Origin of the sequence: Paenibacillus polymyxa M1 (assembly GCF_000237325.1) — a bacterium.
Taxonomy (GTDB): Bacteria; Bacillota; Bacilli; order Paenibacillales; family Paenibacillaceae; genus Paenibacillus; species Paenibacillus polymyxa_C.
Map to the genome: position 1 here is coordinate 4,423,825 of NC_017542.1, position 16,160 is coordinate 4,439,984.

Annotated in this window: 15 protein-coding genes and 1 pseudogene; 3 read left to right on the forward strand and 13 right to left on the reverse strand. The window is 45.5% G+C overall.

Annotation, left to right across the window (positions count from 1 at the left end):
- The first annotated feature begins 10 nt into the window (after window positions 1–10).
- Window positions 11–1,984 carry a methyl-accepting chemotaxis protein gene (locus tag PPM_RS19875; protein WP_013372610.1) on the forward strand — a complete coding sequence of 658 codons (1,974 nt, stop codon included), beginning with the start codon at window positions 11–13 and terminating at the stop codon, window positions 1,982–1,984.
- Window positions 1,985–2,162: 178 nt separating this feature from the next.
- On the opposite strand, the gene PPM_RS19880 is transcribed toward PPM_RS19875, so the two are convergent.
- The 4 genes from PPM_RS19880 to cymR form a co-directional block, all read right to left on the reverse strand.
- The gene (locus PPM_RS19880; RefSeq protein ID WP_013311529.1) at window positions 2,163–2,375 is read right to left on the reverse strand and encodes a hypothetical protein; all 213 of its coding nucleotides are present in this window, start codon (window positions 2,373–2,375) and stop codon (window positions 2,163–2,165) included.
- A 10-nt stretch (window positions 2,376–2,385) separates the two neighbouring features.
- Window positions 2,386–2,907: a PRC-barrel domain-containing protein gene (locus PPM_RS19885; protein WP_016324648.1), complete on the reverse strand. Its 522-nt coding sequence runs from the start codon at window positions 2,905–2,907 to the stop codon at window positions 2,386–2,388.
- A gap of 136 nt (window positions 2,908–3,043) precedes the next feature.
- The gene (locus PPM_RS19890) at window positions 3,044–4,195 is read right to left on the reverse strand and encodes a cysteine desulfurase family protein (RefSeq protein WP_013372612.1); all 1,152 of its coding nucleotides are present in this window, start codon (window positions 4,193–4,195) and stop codon (window positions 3,044–3,046) included.
- A gap of 10 nt (window positions 4,196–4,205) precedes the next feature.
- Window positions 4,206–4,625: a cysteine metabolism transcriptional regulator CymR gene (gene cymR, locus PPM_RS19895; RefSeq protein WP_013372613.1), complete on the reverse strand. Its 420-nt coding sequence runs from the start codon at window positions 4,623–4,625 to the stop codon at window positions 4,206–4,208.
- 304 nt (window positions 4,626–4,929) lie between these two features.
- On the opposite strand from cymR, the gene mnmA reads away from it, so the two are divergent.
- Window positions 4,930–6,051 (forward strand): tRNA 2-thiouridine(34) synthase MnmA, encoded by a 1,122-nt coding sequence (mnmA, locus tag PPM_RS19900; RefSeq protein WP_013372614.1) that lies wholly within the window; start codon window positions 4,930–4,932, stop codon window positions 6,049–6,051.
- A 90-nt stretch (window positions 6,052–6,141) separates the two neighbouring features.
- Here mnmA and PPM_RS19905 read toward each other — a convergent pair whose 3' ends face one another.
- The 4 genes and pseudogenes from PPM_RS19905 to PPM_RS19920 all read right to left on the reverse strand — a co-directional run.
- Window positions 6,142–6,543 (reverse strand): DinB family protein, encoded by a 402-nt coding sequence (locus tag PPM_RS19905; protein ID WP_013372615.1) that lies wholly within the window; start codon window positions 6,541–6,543, stop codon window positions 6,142–6,144.
- A 245-nt stretch (window positions 6,544–6,788) separates the two neighbouring features.
- Window positions 6,789–7,139: a hypothetical protein gene (locus PPM_RS19910; protein WP_013372616.1), complete on the reverse strand. Its 351-nt coding sequence runs from the start codon at window positions 7,137–7,139 to the stop codon at window positions 6,789–6,791.
- Window positions 7,140–7,153: 14 nt separating this feature from the next.
- Complete coding sequence (locus PPM_RS19915) at window positions 7,154–7,651, reverse strand: hypothetical protein (protein ID WP_013372617.1); 498 nt, start codon at window positions 7,649–7,651, stop codon at window positions 7,154–7,156.
- 4 nt (window positions 7,652–7,655) lie between these two features.
- Window positions 7,656–8,357: pseudogene (locus PPM_RS19920) on the reverse strand (WXG100 family type VII secretion target); the annotation flags it as partial.
- A gap of 286 nt (window positions 8,358–8,643) precedes the next feature.
- Between PPM_RS19920 and PPM_RS19925 the strand changes: the two are divergent.
- Window positions 8,644–9,474 (forward strand): PPK2 family polyphosphate kinase, encoded by an 831-nt coding sequence (locus PPM_RS19925; protein WP_013372619.1) that lies wholly within the window; start codon window positions 8,644–8,646, stop codon window positions 9,472–9,474.
- A 106-nt stretch (window positions 9,475–9,580) separates the two neighbouring features.
- Here PPM_RS19925 and crcB (PPM_RS19930) read toward each other — a convergent pair whose 3' ends face one another.
- The 5 genes from crcB (PPM_RS19930) to PPM_RS19950 all read right to left on the reverse strand — a co-directional run bounded on the left by crcB (PPM_RS19930) (window position 9,581) and on the right by PPM_RS19950 (window position 16,121).
- Window positions 9,581–9,946: a fluoride efflux transporter CrcB gene (gene crcB / locus PPM_RS19930; RefSeq protein ID WP_013372620.1), complete on the reverse strand. Its 366-nt coding sequence runs from the start codon at window positions 9,944–9,946 to the stop codon at window positions 9,581–9,583.
- Window positions 9,943–10,344, reverse strand: coding sequence for a fluoride efflux transporter CrcB (crcB, locus tag PPM_RS19935; RefSeq protein ID WP_013372621.1), 402 nt, complete (start codon window positions 10,342–10,344; stop codon window positions 9,943–9,945). Before crcB (PPM_RS19935) ends, crcB (PPM_RS19930) begins: the two co-directional genes overlap by 4 nt.
- Window positions 10,345–10,431: 87 nt before the next feature.
- The gene (locus tag PPM_RS19940) at window positions 10,432–11,742 is read right to left on the reverse strand and encodes a replication-associated recombination protein A (protein ID WP_013372622.1); all 1,311 of its coding nucleotides are present in this window, start codon (window positions 11,740–11,742) and stop codon (window positions 10,432–10,434) included.
- A gap of 279 nt (window positions 11,743–12,021) precedes the next feature.
- Window positions 12,022–14,163, reverse strand: coding sequence for a HelD family protein (locus tag PPM_RS19945; RefSeq protein ID WP_013372623.1), 2,142 nt, complete (start codon window positions 14,161–14,163; stop codon window positions 12,022–12,024).
- A 140-nt stretch (window positions 14,164–14,303) separates the two neighbouring features.
- Entirely contained in the window at window positions 14,304–16,121 is a 1,818-nt protein-coding gene (locus tag PPM_RS19950; protein WP_013372624.1) for an ABC transporter ATP-binding protein, read from the reverse strand.
- Between the last annotated feature and the right edge of the window lie 39 nt (window positions 16,122–16,160).

Sequence of the window (16,160 nt, forward strand, 5' to 3'; positions counted from 1 at the left end):
GGGTCGTTACATGAACTTAAAAATGAAGCTTATTCTTCTTTTCACTTGCATTGTAATCGTTGCAGCCGGGCCTTTATCCGTCATTAGCATGACAAGCGTTAAAAATCAGGCCAATCATGATATCCAAGAGCTTATGAACAGCAAAGCTTCCGAAACCGTGAATCAGCTCAACGGATGGACAGGCGGCAAAGCTGAAATTATCGAAACATTAGCTGCGAGTCTGGAATCCAGTGATATTTCATCAGATGCCAAAATAGCATCTCTGAAAGCAGCTTTCCAAAACTATAAGGATCAAAATATTTCCAACATTTATGCAGGCTATGAGGATGGTTCTTACTGGGATGGATCTGGCTGGTTTGAAGCAAATTATGATCCTCGCGCTCGCCCGTGGTACAAGGATGCCAAAACCAAGGGAGAAATGTATTATTCATCACCTTACACTGACGCAGGCAGTAATGACTTCACCATTTCCATCGCTAAACCGCTCAAGGATGCGAACGGCTCTATCACCGGGGTAGTCAGCGAAGATATTATGCTCAACGATATGACAAGAATGATTCAAAGCATAAATCTGAACGGATTGGGCTACGCATTTCTGATTGACCAAAAGGGAGTCGTAATCGCGCATCCAGATAACAAGCTGGCTGGCAAAAACCTCAAGGAAACCCCCGAGTTAGGATCATCGACCGCGACCCTGCTCAGCGCAGCTTCGGGAAAAACAGACTATAGCTACAATGGCAGTGACCGTCAGCTTTATTTTAAAAAAATGCCTAGCACAGGCTGGATTGTAGGCCTGTCTATTTCCAAAGATATAGCTTTTCAGGAGTATTACTCCACTCGTAATCAGTTGATTATTACTGTTGCTATCATTTTAGTCGTTGCTATGCTGCTGGCGACCTGGGCGGCAAACAACTTTATCAAGCCGATTCGCAGACTCCAAGCTAATGTCAAACGGATAGCTGAAGGCGATATGACCGCCCGTGTGGATATTAAGGGTAAAGATGAAATTGCCAGCCTGGGGACAGATTTTAACCTCATGTCAGACAATCTCACTCACCTGTTGCGTAAGGTATCAGATACAGCTAGCGATGTCAGTTCCGCTTCCCATGATATGCATCAACACGCCAAAGATACGGGAACTATTGCCTCACAAATTTCCAGTGCAGTACAGGAGCTGGCTCAAGGAGCAAGCGACCAAGCTGAGGCCGTATATTCCGGTTCTGAAAAGCTGACACACATGACAGGCTCCATCAACCAGATTGGCGAAAGTGTCAAACGGACCCAAACTGCTGTATTCGAAACAGATTCTGCTGTACTGGCCGGATATGAAACGGCAGAGCGCCAAGCGAAACTGGCAGCCGAGTCCAGACAAACGACCACTGCGGCAGGAGAGGCGGTAGATTCACTCACGTTGAAAACTCAGGATATTGAGCGGCTGGCCGGAGCCATCCACGATATCGCCGCACAAACAAACCTGCTGGCCCTCAATGCATCCATCGAAGCGGCACGGGCCGGGGAACACGGACGGGGTTTTGCCGTCGTCGCGGGCGAAGTGAGAAAGCTAGCCGAACAAGCGGGCAATTCCAGTGACAATATCATGAGTAAGCTGGAAGAAATTAAAATTGCGGGAGTACAAAGCGCAGAGGAAATGAAGAAGGCTCTTGCTGTAACTGTAGAACAGGAGCATGCTGCCATTGCAACGAGACAGGCGTTTGAATCCATACGTGGCGCTTCTCAACACATGCTTGCCCAAATTGAAGACGTTTCTGCTGCAGCAGATCATCTCCGTGTGAATGCCGGACATATTTCCGATGTCATCTCCAGCGTTGTTGCTGTCTCTGAGCAAAGTGCAGCATCTACTGAGGAAGTAGCTTCTTCAGTACAAGAACAAGGTCATGCTATGAACAATATTGCCGACCTTTCTGCCAAACTTGATTCTCATGCAGATCTTCTATTGGAAGAGGTCAAACGCTTTAAATTGTAGAACTAGCCATCTTCGCAAAATAGGATATACAAAAGAGGGTGCCCCCAGGCCAAAAGGCCTTTCGGGACACCCTCTCCATTTTTTATTAAGCATGATCCAACCCACTAAGCTGTATTTTAAGCAATAGGTGGGAGATCACACCTCTTCATAAACAGCCTGTCCACTTTCCGAATCAAGCTTAGGAAGAAGCGTGAATTTGCGGCAAGTCCTGTTGTGCCATCTCATCTCCAAAGAATAAGTCGTCCAGCGAACTGAGCGTTCCATCCTCTTCCACTTGGTAGACAGACATTTTTTCACCATTCACTTGAAGTTCAATAAAGCATCCCCAGCAATAAAATTGATGGGAGCCAATTTTTCCGATATCTTTGGAATTACAATTCGGACATCTCAATAAACTCACCCTATCCATTAACAGAATATATGGCTTTTTCCAGACGCTGCTCGCTTAACGGGGGAACCATAACAGCATTTTCCCCGATGGACATATCTTCGGTGCAGGGCAGCCATTTCCGCCCTTCTATAATATCCGATACAAAACCATCGCTGATTTCCAAGCCTATTATGTTATTGCCCATTTCCTGGTCAAAATAAACATCCGAGATGTGCCCGAGCATAAGCCCTTCCTCTGTTAGCACGGATAAATCCTTCAGTTTACCGGGTCCAAGCAAGTACGTATGTTGTATATCATGGGCCTCTGTTTTACGGACGGCCTGCTGATTGCGAATCATGATCGCATCCTCACCATAGGCAACGATGTCATCCCAAGCCACCATTTTGACATGAGATGAAAAAAGACCTTTACCTTCTAGCTCAATCCCTGTAATTCGCCAATCAGCTGTCAACATAAAGTCATGTATTTTACCAATCTGCTTCCCGTCCTCGACATTGAAAACAGCAAGTCCGATCATGTCTTGAAGCTTCATATATCGGGTCCCTCCTCATTCTGCAATCCGAACGAAGGTGCGGTCCTTTTCCTACATGCCTGTCAGACCTTGCTTTTCGTTCATGCAATGAAATGGAAAACCGCCCCTCCCTTCTTACTAAAATGCGGAGAAATCCCTAGTTCCTAGTACGCAGCCGCTTCCATATGGTTTCAATTTTCTTGGCCGTGTATTCCATTTCTTCCGTAGTATTACCCAAACCGAAGCTAAACCGAATCGCTGAATTCAAAACATCTTCAGGAAGATCCATCGCCTGCAATACATGCGATAGCTCTAGAGACCCCGAAGTGCAGGCTGATCCACTGGCCGCTGCGATTCCTTCCATATCGAGATTCATCAGCATGGTCTCTGTACCAATGGCCGGAAAGCTAATATTTAGCACATTAGGCACAAAATATTCAGGATCACCGTTAATTATAAACTCATGGCTACCCAGAGAGCCTTCCAACGCTTTTAGCAACGTTTGGCGAAGAGCCATATCGTGTGCTCCTCGCTCCTCAATAGAAGCATTGGCAAGAGTTGCGGCTTTAGCCAGCCCAGCAATGCCGGCGATATTTTCTGTTCCGGCACGGCGCTTCTTCTCCTGAAGTCCCCCATGCATTAGCGGCTGAATGCGTGTACCCCGACGGATATACAATGCACCCACCCCTTGCGGTCCGTTAATCTTATGGCCAGACACACTAAGTAAGTCAATCGGGAGGTTCCCGCAGTCGATGGATATATGCCCGAAGGCTTGAACTGCATCTACATGAAATATAATTCCATGCTCTCTCGCAATCTGTCCTACTTCTTGAACCGGCTGAATGACGCCCACCTCATTGTTGGCATACATCATGCTGATCAAAAAAGTATCCGGGCGAATAGCTGCCTCAATATCCACAGGATTCACACGCCCAAAACCATTGACCGGGACATAGGTTACCTGGTATCCCGCTTTTTCCAGCTCATCGCAAGCATGAAGCACGGCGTGATGTTCAATCGCGGTTGTAATAATATGGCCGGAAGTACGACCATCTGCCGTAGCCGTCCCAAACAGGGCCAGATTATCACTCTCTGTCCCTCCGCTCGTAAATATAATTTCTTCAGGCTTGCAGCCCAAAGAGGCCGCAACGGCATCCCGCGCTGCGCTGACGGTGCGCTTGGCATCACGGCCAAAGGCATGAACGCTCGAAGCGTTGCCGAATTGACCGGTCATGATGTCCATCATAGTCTGCGCAACCTCAGGATGCATAGGAGTCGATGCGGCATGATCCAGATAAATTCTGTTCATGTTATCCACCTCAAATGTAGAACATGTAATTATCCAATTCATCATGTTCTTGGTATGTGATCAAGTCCTTAAGTGTTGTAGAATCCAGCACTTCAGCAATGCTGTCACGAATTCGCAGCCAGAGCTGGCGTTTAGCCGGATCGTCTTCTTCCGTAAAATCGACCGGAGAAATCGGACCTTCCAGCACACGAATGATGTCTCCTGCTGTTACGCCTGACGGTTCATTCGCCAAAATATAACCGCCGTAAGCACCACGGATACTTTTTACCAAACCTGCATTACGCAAAGGCGCAATGAGCTGTTCCAGATAATGCTCTGATAGCTGATTTTTTTCGGCAATACTTTTCAAAGAAGTTGGACCTTCGCCAAACCTGGCTGCAAGCTCCATCATAATGGTCAGACCGTAACGGCCTTTCGTTGATATTTTCAATTGTGGCACCTCGCTTATAGTAACAATTCCGTTAAACACGCGGAATAATTGGAGTTGTAAACCTCTCTATTCCGATCCTAACCCTCAGCTTATGTTAACATATTAGGGCAGGTAAAGGGAAACATTACGGTAACAATCTTAAAAAAAGTTGCTTTCGAGCGATTAGGAACAGATTTAGCCCGTTTTATGTAGCTTTCTTGCATCGTTCGCCGTGTCATTTGTTCGTCCAAACATCGTAACTTATTATCGTTTATGTTACAATAGGTGGGTTCTACAACAATATTGAAAGAATTGGGTGATGACCATGGCTAAAGCCAATCATGAAACCCGTGTCGTCGTCGGCATGTCCGGTGGCGTCGACTCATCCGTTACCGCGCTGCTGCTAAAGGAGCAGGGCTATGACGTAATCGGCATCTTCATGAAAAATTGGGATGACACGGATGAATTTGGCCGTTGTACGGCTGAAGAGGATGCGGAGGATGTGCGCCGCGTCTGTGAACAGATCGACATTCCTTACTATACAGTCAATTTTGAAAAAGAATACTTCGATAAAGTATTCTCCTATTTTCTTGATGAATATAAAGCTGGACGCACACCCAATCCGGATGTCATGTGCAACCGTGAAATTAAATTCGGCGAGTTTCTGAACAAAGCGCTGGATTTGGGAGCAGATTATGTTGCTACTGGACATTATGCACGGGTTGTGGAAGAAGACGGCCGCTTTACTTTGCTGAGAGGTGTGGATAGCAACAAGGATCAGACTTATTTCCTGAATGCATTAAGCCAAGCACAGTTGTCGCGCACCATGTTCCCGATCGGCCATCTGCCGAAACCAGAAGTACGCAGAATTGCAGAAGCTGCGGGACTTTATACAGCCAAGAAAAAAGACAGCACAGGTGTATGTTTTATCGGCGAACGCAATTTCAAGGAGTTTCTGAGTGGGTATCTGCCTGCAAAAGGTGGAGATATGGTGGATATCGCTACGGGTGAAGTCAAAGGACGTCACGATGGTCTGATGTACTATACACTGGGCCAAAGACAAGGCTTGGGCATTGGCGGCTCAGGTTCAGGCGAACCATGGTTCGTAGCAGATAAAGATTTGGAGAAGAATATCCTGTATGTGGTACAAGGTGATCGTCACCACAGCCTGTATTCTACCAGCCTGATTGCCACGGATGTAAACTGGATTGAAGGCGCAGATGCACGTCCATCCGGCGAATTCCGCTGCACAGCCAAGTTCCGCTACCGCCAGCCTGATCAGCAAGTAACTTTACAATGGCTTCCGGATGGAACCGTGCATGTCGTATTCGATATACATCAAAAGGCCATTACCCCTGGACAAGCTGTTGTATTTTATGACGGGGAACGTTGTCTGGGTGGCGGAACCATTGATAAGGTTGAAAAACTTCAGCCTGAAACAGTTTAAATGAATGACTATTTTGCATTGATATAGCAGGAATTAAAAAAGTCGTCTCTCCAGATTTATGGAGGGCGACTTTTTTTATAAAAGATGTTTTTAGTTTATAACTTGTAAAGAATTCATAATCTGCTCTTTATGATGTCTGTCATGCTGGACAAACATCTCTTGTAAAAAGGTTTCCAAAGTGTACAGACTATTAGGAACTGGACGCATAAAATCCGATTCTGATACCATTTGGAGTTTGGCAATCATTTGCTTACGCTGAGCAATAGCTTCATTTAGCAAATCATGTGGTTTCATAGTTCTACCGAACGCTACAGATGAATCATTGAATGTATGTACATCAGGATGCTCCTTGAGCATGACTTGTCCCTTATCGATAATCTGTATAAGCGCCTTAGTGAAGTTATTATCCCAGCCCATAATATGACTGACCACATCTTGAATCGACCATTTACCTGCTATAGGTTCACAAGTTAACTCATCTGAGTACAGCAAGAAATGCAATCCATCCTTCTAAATCTTCAGAAATCTTAGCTATCGTCGCCAAGTGAATTCCTCCTATTGGATAGGATTAGCATGGATACTTAAGTACTACCAACACTTCTTTTTAACTTCATGCAAATAGTAGCTTCATTAAATACAACAATCAATAGCTTTTTTATTTTCATCATTTATTTTCCATTATCAAGTAGAACTCCTCATACAAAAAAAAGCCCAACTTTGGACTTCTAAAATAAACACTAACTTACTCCCTCTGTAATTCTTTCAACTATTCCTTTATCAAAATCGTCGAGTTCAGACATTAACAGCTCGTACTGTTTTATAGATTCAGAAGTGTTCAATACTCGAAGTACAGCAATACTATAGTGTCCAAGCGTATCAATACCAAAAAGCTTATTTACCTTAGGGTCTCTGAACTGGCTAATATGTTTCAATTTTTCAATTATTTTCTCATTGCATAGTTTCTTTTTAGCGATCTGACTCATTGCATTCAACTGTACCTGATTATGCTGGATATCCAAACATTCCACCAATTGATCGTCGCCTATTTTCCCCTCTCGTATTTCCTTTGATAAAGTAAGTAGCTTCATTTTGTTATCTCCCATCAATCTAGTTTAACTGGCCCATAATTCTCTAAAAGATACTGCCGTTCATCCCTGTAATTGTTCCAAAGGTGTTCTGCAAGGTCCTTATTTCCAATCCTCTCTGCTTCTTTTATCTCGACCATATAGGCTCTAAGTTCCATGATAATCCTATTTTTGAATTCATATGTTACATCCAAACTAGGAAAACCCTTAGCTTTATCATCAAGAAAATGTTGATACTCATGCCGCAGTGCACTAATTGAAGCATCCTCATATATATTCAATTGCCCAGGCTTTCCTGATCCTTTGGGTGCATACGCCATAATATCTCTATCTAGAATTCTAACTTCAACCCCGGCTCCTTGCGTATTCTTAATAATGGTACTCCACTCTTCTGGATGAGAAAGTCGTCCAGGACCATATATATCCCTAAATGGATCAGCATCATTCTTACCTAACATCGTATCAGATAATCGATTCGAAGCCCCTTTAACTTCAAGACTAGCCCCAGATTTCACCTCATTTCATTGACGAGCCCAATCCAATCTTAGGCTTAATTACTGAACTGACTCCCCCAAAGATTCCCGCTGTACCGATCATGTTAGCCCAATGTTCCTTTGACCATGCATTTGTAGGAAACATTGCTTCTCTGATTGTTCCATGTACACCAAAAGTCCAGAAGTTAAAAAAATCATTCCCTGAATCAAACTGCTTGGATGCACGCTCTGCATATCCTTGATACAAACCTTTCGGAATTCCAAACGTCCAATAGTCTAAAAATCCGCCTACAGAGTCATAGCGTTTTTCGTACCTGTCCTCCGCAGCAGACAAAAAATCGTCACCAAGTTCTACCAAACTATCTGCTGATTTTTCCAAAGCATTTCTAGTATCTGGAGCAGGGGGAGCACATGAATTAGGTGGAGGTGGTAAGCAGCTTGAATCAATATTACCTGCTTCCAGCAAATCAGCTAACCTGAATTTATCCGCATGACGACGCAATTCTTTTGCAACAGAATCTGTCAGTGCAACAAAGCCATTCATATTCTTCTGAGATGTTTGGAAACTATAATAGAATTGCTCTTTGGTCACTCCATCCCAGAATCGTTCCATAGATGAAATTTGTTGAATTAAAATGCTGTTCATTTGGGTCACTTTTTGCTGTGCAAGTTCAAATTGCTTGGAGATAGTCATAAGCTGCTCAGGTGTTACTTTAATAGTTGTCATATTATACCTCTGTTGAGAGTTCGTCATGACATAATAACACTCTTAAACTTTATGGAGAACCATCTTAATTCCTAATTGTTATAAGAAAGATTAACCTTACTTCCTATGTCTAAAGACTTAAAACTTAACTTTTTAATTGTTGAACCTGAAGAAAATTTCGTGACCAGAGGCATCCCCAGTAGAAAAACCGCTAATAAAGACCATACATACGAGATTTTTGATAACGTCCCCATTTGGGTATATGATGTAGACAAGATCAACTTCAATTGAAAAGGAGCGTGCCTTTATGTCTGATTCATTAGGAATGCTGACACCGGGTAAAAAAGTTTCTTTGAAAGAATGGGACCCCAAGGATACGAAGAATATCAAAAACAAAGAAGAAATCCGACAGGAAACAGATCAATTGAAGGAACGCTTCGCGGAATTACAAAGCAAATTATTTACAGAGAAAAAACAAGCCGTTTTGTTTGTATTTCAGGGTATGGATTGCAGCGGAAAAGATGGCGTGATCAAGCAGGTGTTTTCTAATCTTAACCCTGCGGGAGTGACTGTACACAGCTTTAAATCACCTACGACGGAGGAATTAAGCCATGATTTCTTGTGGCGCGCCCATAGCGTAACTCCAGGACGCGGATATATTGCAGCGTTCAACCGTTCTTACTACGAAGATGTGCTGATCACACGTGTCCACGGGCAGGTATCCGATAAACAGGCCAAACGGAATATAAAGCATATCAAGCATTTTGAACAGTTGTTGCTGGATAGTGGTGTAAAGGTGGTTAAAATCTTTTTACATATTTCGAAGCAATTCCAGTTGGAAAAGCTGATTGACCGGATTGAGAAGCCTCGCAAAAACTGGAAGCTTGATCCGAGTGATTTGCAGGAACGAAAATTTTGGAAGCAATATACCCAATACTATGAGGAAGTACTAGAGCTAAGTGCAACCAAGCAAGCTCCATGGTATGTTGTTCCTTCAGACAATCGTTGGTATAGAGATTATACTGTACTGCGGATTGCTGTCCAAACGCTAGAGGAAATGAAGCTATCTGACCCTGATCCACGACCTGAACTCAAAGCACTTTTACCTGAATTATACAAAGAACGAGATAAAAAATAGTTAAATAGGCACAGCACTAAGCTTCCACCCTCCTATTTACGGCTGATAACGCCTTAATTTTGGGTTTGGAAGCTTTTATTGTGTGCTCACATGTCATTTTGAAAATTTATAAGATATAACTGACCCTGTACCCGATAGCTGCAGCTATAACTCCTACTATTACAGAAGACAATACATATACAGCCATACGTCGGTATTTTTTATGTTCCATCAGTTGAATAGATTCATAGCCGAATGTGGAAAAGGTGGTGTAGCCGCCACAAAAACCTGTTCCCAGCAGCATCCAGAGTACAGGCGACAGATTGTGTTGCGTAAACTCGCCATACAGCCACCCTAACAGTAATGAACCGCTGATATTAATGATCCAGGTCCCCCACGGGAATACAGTACCCAACCTTTTTCCGGCCCACATGCCAAGCCCGTATCTTGCTATTGTACCCACCATTCCGCCTGCCGCCGCCCACCAGATCATAAGCGTCCCCCCTTGGGGGCAGTCTGCGTCATTTTTGTGCCTAGACGGATACCTGCCCACGTTAAAAGTAAGCCTACGCCTACGCTCAGCAGCAGATACAACACAGCCGTCAGCATGCGATCGTGAACCGTGAGGCGTACAGCATCCACTGCAAAGGTGGAAAAGGTGGTAAATCCCCCTGTAAAGCCTGTTCCGATGGCAAGTCGCAAATGTGGTTTGATCCGCCACGATCGCAAGGTTACCGTAAAGAACCAGCCTAGGAACAGACAGCCGAGCCAATTCATTAGCAGCACGCCAAGCGGAAAATCCGCCCCAGCCGCAGGCAACAGTAATTGCAGGCTGTAGCGAGCAGAGGTTCCGATCGCTCCACCCGCGGCGACGAATAGTACGTCTTTCATTTTTTATCCCCTTCTTCGCTCTTACCGGATCATGGTGTACATGACAACAAATCGTACACATTCCGTATATTAAAGTCACCCATATTATTAAGATTGTGAATCCCGCCAACGCTGATTTTGCCTGATTTTAGACTCATTTCCCTGCTCAGTGGCCTGGTAAAAGGTCTGATCTGCTATCGAATTGGGCAAATATTGCTGCCTTACATAGTGATTCGGAAAATTATGCGGATATTGATAGCCAACATGGCCGAGTTTTTCCGAGCCTTTGTAGTGTGCATCGCGCAGATGCAGCGGCACCTCGGCCGATTTCATATCGTCCATGGCCGACATGGCCCGTGAAATCGCCGTGTATACGGCATTCGACTTGGGACTTTCCACAGCGAATAAAATGGCCTGGGCAATGTTCAGTTTGGCCTCAGGCCAACCGTTATTGCGGTAGGCTTCAAGCGCACTCACTGCTTGGACCATCGCCTGCGGGTTCGCCAGGCCAATGTCCTCGCTGCTTGCTGCGATAAGGCGGCGAATAAAGGTCATCGGGTCCATACCGAGCTTCTCTACGGCATACAGGAACCAGAATAGCGCCGCGTCGCTGGAACCGCGAATGCTTTTGTGAAAGGCAGACAGCACGTCATACTGTGTAGACTCGTCTGCCTTGACAATCGGGCGGCGGATGGATTCCTCTGCCACTTCCAGCGTCACATGAATTGTGCCATCTGCTAGTGGAGGTGTCGTGAGCGCCGCTAGTTCCAGCGCGTTCAAAGCACGGCGGATATCGCCATTCGCCATGGACGCGATGTGATCCAGTGCAGCTTCGTCTACCTGAAGCTGCATATAGCCGAGCCCCTTGTCCGCATCGCTCAAGGCGCGGCGCATAGCGGCCAGCGAATGCTCCTGGGTTAGCGCTTCAAGCTGGAACAGTGTAGAACGGCTCATTAAAGCGCCGTTGACGTAATGAAAAGGGTTTTCCGTCGTGGCGCCAATAAACACGATCGTCCCCTTTTCCACCGCAGGCAGCAATGCATCCTGGCGTGAACTGTTAAATCGATGTACCTCGTCAAGAAACAGAATGGTCTTTTTGCCATACATCGATTTATTCGTCTGTGCACGGTCAATGACTTCTCTTACATCCTTCACAGAGGCTTCTACTGCATTTAGACGGACGAAATCGCCTTGTGTGTGTTGAGAAATGATATGTGCCAGTGTCGTTTTACCGCAGCCCGGTGGCCCGTAGAGCAATATAGAAGAAACCTGATCAGCCTCTATAGCTCTTCGCAGCAGCTTACCCGGACCTACAACATGCTCCTGTCCAATATATTCATCCAGCGAAGTCGGACGCAGGCGGTCTGCAAGCAACCGATTGTTTGGCGTTGATTCCTGGGAATATGAAAATAAGTCCATTTCATTCACTTCCTTATCATTTATGAACGAACACTTTCTTTTTTCATTGAAAACAAGTTCGCCCATACAGCTAAAAGACATGAAAATTCAATTTATCTACTGCATTAAAACGATGATAAACCGCCTCTTATTCTACCATATCGGTTAACAAGTTGCAGATAGCCTGGTCACGGTATAACTGTAGCCCTACACGTGATTCAACTAAAAAGAAAGAACAGCCTGGGACGAAAAATGAATTTCGTGGCTGTTCTTTGGTTGGCATGACATACAGCGTTCTAATTACTCCGTTTGCGCCTGTACGTAACTTGGAAGTGGACCGTCATGCAATAACCACAGCTCATGCAGCGCACGCGTACATCCTACATATAACAGCTTGGCATCCCATGTCCGTTCTCCATAATGATCCTGGTCGGCATCGGCCACAATAACTGCATCAAATTCCAGACCTTTGGACAGATATACAGGCAGCACAGACAAGCCGCCTTCATATTGCTTTTTACCACCGTCAATCAAATGGACATCCAATCCCGCACTTGTGAAAACCTCATGCAGCTCTACAGCTTCTTTTAAGGTACGTGTCAGCACAGAAACAGTACGATACTCCTTGGAGGAAAGCTCTTTTAAAGCGGTGAGCAAACTCTCCTCACGTACAGAGGAGTCGTAAGACACGGTACGCACCGGATCGCCGCTACGAAATACCGGAACCGCTGTAATGCCGCCACGTACTCCCTGCTCCAAAATTGTATTTGCAAATTCTATAATTTCCAAAGTTGATCTATAACTCCGTGTAAGTGCAAAATACCCCGTTTGTTCAGGTGCAAAAAGAGAACTCATTTCCTCCCATGCATGTACACCACGATATTCATGAATCCCCTGCGATAAATCGCCCAGTATCGTAAAGGAATGCCCTTTTACGAACAAATCCAGCAAGGCGATATGAAAAGGTGAAAAATCCTGCGCTTCATCAATGACTACATGGTCAAAACGTTGAGATGATTCTACCTCATGAATCAGCACGTGAAGATATACTAACGCAGTTAGATCCTCTTCACGAATGATCTGACTTCGCAGGTCCGACTGTGTGGCCTTAAAGATGGAAGCCGGCAAAGAAGCCTTCATTTCCGCAGCGGCCTCTGCGGGTAACCCTTTAGCTGCCTGAAAAAGCTGCTTGTAGAGCGTCAGTGCGTCGTATTGGGGCCATTTTTTGGCATACGCCTTTTCCCGAGATCCGGCTTTTTTCTTCCGTTCCTTGAGCGCAGCCGCCGAAGGTGACTTTTTCAGTTCCATTTCAATCCAGCGATGGACTCTTGCCAGCACACGCTCCTTCCGCTTCGCGAGCGGATAGGGCTTATATTCCTCATTGAACCAATTCAAAATCTCAGTTCGGGGAAGCACCGCACCATCCCAAGGGGAAAAGTCGCCCTCAGGCACTGAGATAGGCTCCAGTCGTTCCACAAAATCCTGAAGCAGCTTCATAAAATGAACCGACCCCTTAAATCTACCCGGCGCCTCATCCATAGATTCCGTTCTTAAGCCGCCACTTTCAAACCAATAAGATAACGTTTCGGTAGGATCTGCCAAAGGTAAATCCAGCCCCAGTAAACCTAGCGCCCAATCTGCAAATGTACTTTGCTGAATATTTCCGACCCCCAGCTCTGGAAGTACATCTGAAATATAATCGAGAAACATATGGTTGGGTGCGAAAATAACCATTTTGTCTGCCGATACCTGATCCTTGTATTGATATAGCAAAAATGCGAGTCGATGGAGCGCTACGGTCGTCTTGCCACTACCCGCTACCCCCTGAATAACGAGGGCTGTATTTTTAGCCGCGCGGATGATCTGATCTTGCTCCGCTTGAATGGTAGATACGATATCCCGTAAACGGTTATCCTTGTTCTCTCCCAAACGATAAACGAGAAACTCATCGGAAACGGCAGGCTCGTCACTTTCACGATTGTACGTATCCGCTACCCGTTCCAGGATCCTTTTACGAATGACAACGTTACGTTTCAGATACACCAAGCCTTCGACAGTTCCCTCAGGAGCTTCATAAGACGCCGTTTCTTCACCACCTGTAAACGAATAAAACAAGCTAGCAATCGGTGCACGCCAATCAATCACCAGCGGATACGCTGACGTTTCTTCACGCTCCACACCGATTTTACCGATATAAAGCGGCTTCCGCTGCCCTCTACCGCGCTCGTCAAAATCCATACGCCCAAAGTAAGGCTCTTGCGAGCTTTTGGCCAAAGCCTGGCGTTTTTCCTCCCGTGCCGATTCCAGTACTTGCTCTGTAAAGTCATGCCCGGTGTAAACCGGTGTATTGCGAAGCCGTTCCAATCTCCGATCAATTTCCTCCATAGCAAGCGACAGCCTATGCTGTTCTTCTTGATAGGCACTTTGAAACTTATTCTCCATTTCAGTTACCTCCTAAGAATATCAAGTCTCGATTTCTGCATCTTATCCCTTGCTCCGACACAAAAAAAGGAAAGTAAGCGTAACACATTTGACCACAAAAATCCAACCTTATTTCCTAATGCGCCCATTTCCCTGCCCTTTCACAAAGTATGGAGCTTTTCTCCCATCTCCACAAACTGCTTTTGAGCCAGCTCGCGGTACACCTGATGCGTCTCTAATAACTCGGTATGGGTCCCTGCACCAGTTACATTGCCCTTGTCCAACACAATAATTTGATCGGAGTGGACCACTGTAGACAATCGGTGTGCAATGACAATTGTCGTACGTCCTTCCATCAAGTTCGCTAAGGCCTTCTGCACCTCATGCTCGGATGAGCTGTCCAGGCTAGAAGTAGCCTCATCCAGCATGAGGATGTCAGGGCTGCGAAGAAGCGCACGTGCAATGGCGATCCGTTGACGCTGCCCGCCGGAGAGCTTCATTCCCCGCTCCCCTACCTCCGTATCATAGCCTTGAGGTAGATCCATAATAAATGTATCCGCATACGCCATCATGGCAGCTCGTCTCACTTCTTCCAAATCAGCTTCGCGCCCTAAACCATACGTTATATTATCTTTGACCGTTCCGGTCATCATTGAGCTTTCCTGTGATACATAACCAATTTTGGAGCGCCAGGAGGAAAGTGTATATGAAGATATCGATTCGTCTCCGTAACGAATTTCCCCTGTATCTGGCACATAAAAGCGTTCCAACAATGAAAACAAGGTGGACTTCCCACTTCCGCTCGGCCCCACGAATGCTGTCGTCCGGTTAGCCGGTATGACCAGGTTTGCATGATGAAGAACCTCCTCACCTTCGGTATAGGAAAAAGCAACATCACGAAATACAATGTCTCTGCTCTCTTTTGCCGCTTCCTGTTTCAATTCAAGTGGTTCCTCTTCATGATCTAAAATAGTCTGAATCCGTTCAGTGGCCCCAACCACCTTTTGCAGACGTGAATACAAGGTCGTGAATTGGGCCATCGGCGTAATCACCTGAAATAGTAGCAAAATAAAAGCCACCAAATCCCCTGCGGTCAGTACACCCGATGCGACGCGAACACCGCCAACACCCAATATAATAACCAGCACCGCAGTTAGCAAAAAGGTAGAAATAGGACCCACAAGGGCCAATATACGTGACTCCTGCAACCCGAAGCGGAACATACGGTAAATGCGATCCTCCCCGGCCTGTGCCTCTCTGCTTTCCGTTCCGTAGGCCTTAACCAGCCTGATTTCGCCGATAACCTGACTCAGTACTGAGGTCAGATCTGCCATCTCATCCTGCTGTTTTTTGGAGATACGATACATTTTTCTGCCTACCGGAAATAAAATCAGGGCTGTTAGCGGAACAATGGTCATAATAATGAGCGTCATCACCCAATCCAGATAAAATAACAACGCAATACCACCAATAATTGCAATTACATTAGAGATCAGATTAACTAGATACTCGGTAATTAAGTTCATAATCAGGCTTGTATCATTGGTAACTCGACTCATCGTATCTCCTGACCGATTTCGATCAAAGTAAGGGATAGGTAGAGATAAGATTTTATGCCATAAACGTTTGCGCAAATTAGCCACAATCTTATGCCCGGCATAGTTCAACATATAAATCGAAACCGCCGAAGCTACCGCTTGAAGCACAAAAGCGCCAAGCAGACCAATAATGACCATACGGTTCAGTGAAGAAAAGGTTAAGCCATCAATTAACCCTTTGGTCATCATCGGTACGATTAAACCAGCAATCGTCTGAATCAGGGTCAGAATCAGGGCAATGATCAGAATGGCCTTGGGCGGATGTGCACTCGCAATCAGTTTGATAAACCGACCCATACCAGCCTTATCCGGCCTTTTCCCCGGCTTTTCCTTCGTCCGATCCTCCTGCTCATCTTGTCGCCCATGATGTTCTTTTTCCATAAACCATCAACCTCGCTTCCTGTCTGACCATTTCTTGTT

Bases quoted from the DNA above. Each gene is read 5' to 3' on its own strand.
- mnmA (WP_013372614.1), top strand. From the start codon at position 4,930: ATGGCTAAAGCCAATCATGAAACCCGTGTCGTCGTCGGCATGTCCGGT.
- PPM_RS19945 (WP_013372623.1), bottom strand. From the start codon at position 14,163: ATGGAGAATAAGTTTCAAAGTGCCTATCAAGAAGAACAGCATAGGCTG.
- crcB (WP_013372621.1), bottom strand. From the start codon at position 10,344: ATGAAAGACGTACTATTCGTCGCCGCGGGTGGAGCGATCGGAACCTCT.
- PPM_RS19875 (WP_013372610.1), top strand. From the start codon at position 11: ATGAACTTAAAAATGAAGCTTATTCTTCTTTTCACTTGCATTGTAATC.
- PPM_RS19890 (WP_013372612.1), bottom strand. From the start codon at position 4,195: ATGAACAGAATTTATCTGGATCATGCCGCATCGACTCCTATGCATCCT.
- crcB (WP_013372620.1), bottom strand. From the start codon at position 9,946: ATGATCTGGTGGGCGGCGGCAGGCGGAATGGTGGGTACAATAGCAAGA.
- PPM_RS19950 (WP_013372624.1), bottom strand. From the start codon at position 16,121: ATGGAAAAAGAACATCATGGGCGACAAGATGAGCAGGAGGATCGGACG.
- PPM_RS19940 (WP_013372622.1), bottom strand. From the start codon at position 11,742: ATGGACTTATTTTCATATTCCCAGGAATCAACGCCAAACAATCGGTTG.
- PPM_RS19910 (WP_013372616.1), bottom strand. From the start codon at position 7,139: ATGAAGCTACTTACTTTATCAAAGGAAATACGAGAGGGGAAAATAGGC.
- PPM_RS19885 (WP_016324648.1), bottom strand. From the start codon at position 2,907: ATGAAGCTTCAAGACATGATCGGACTTGCTGTTTTCAATGTCGAGGAC.
- PPM_RS19925 (WP_013372619.1), top strand. From the start codon at position 8,644: ATGTCTGATTCATTAGGAATGCTGACACCGGGTAAAAAAGTTTCTTTG.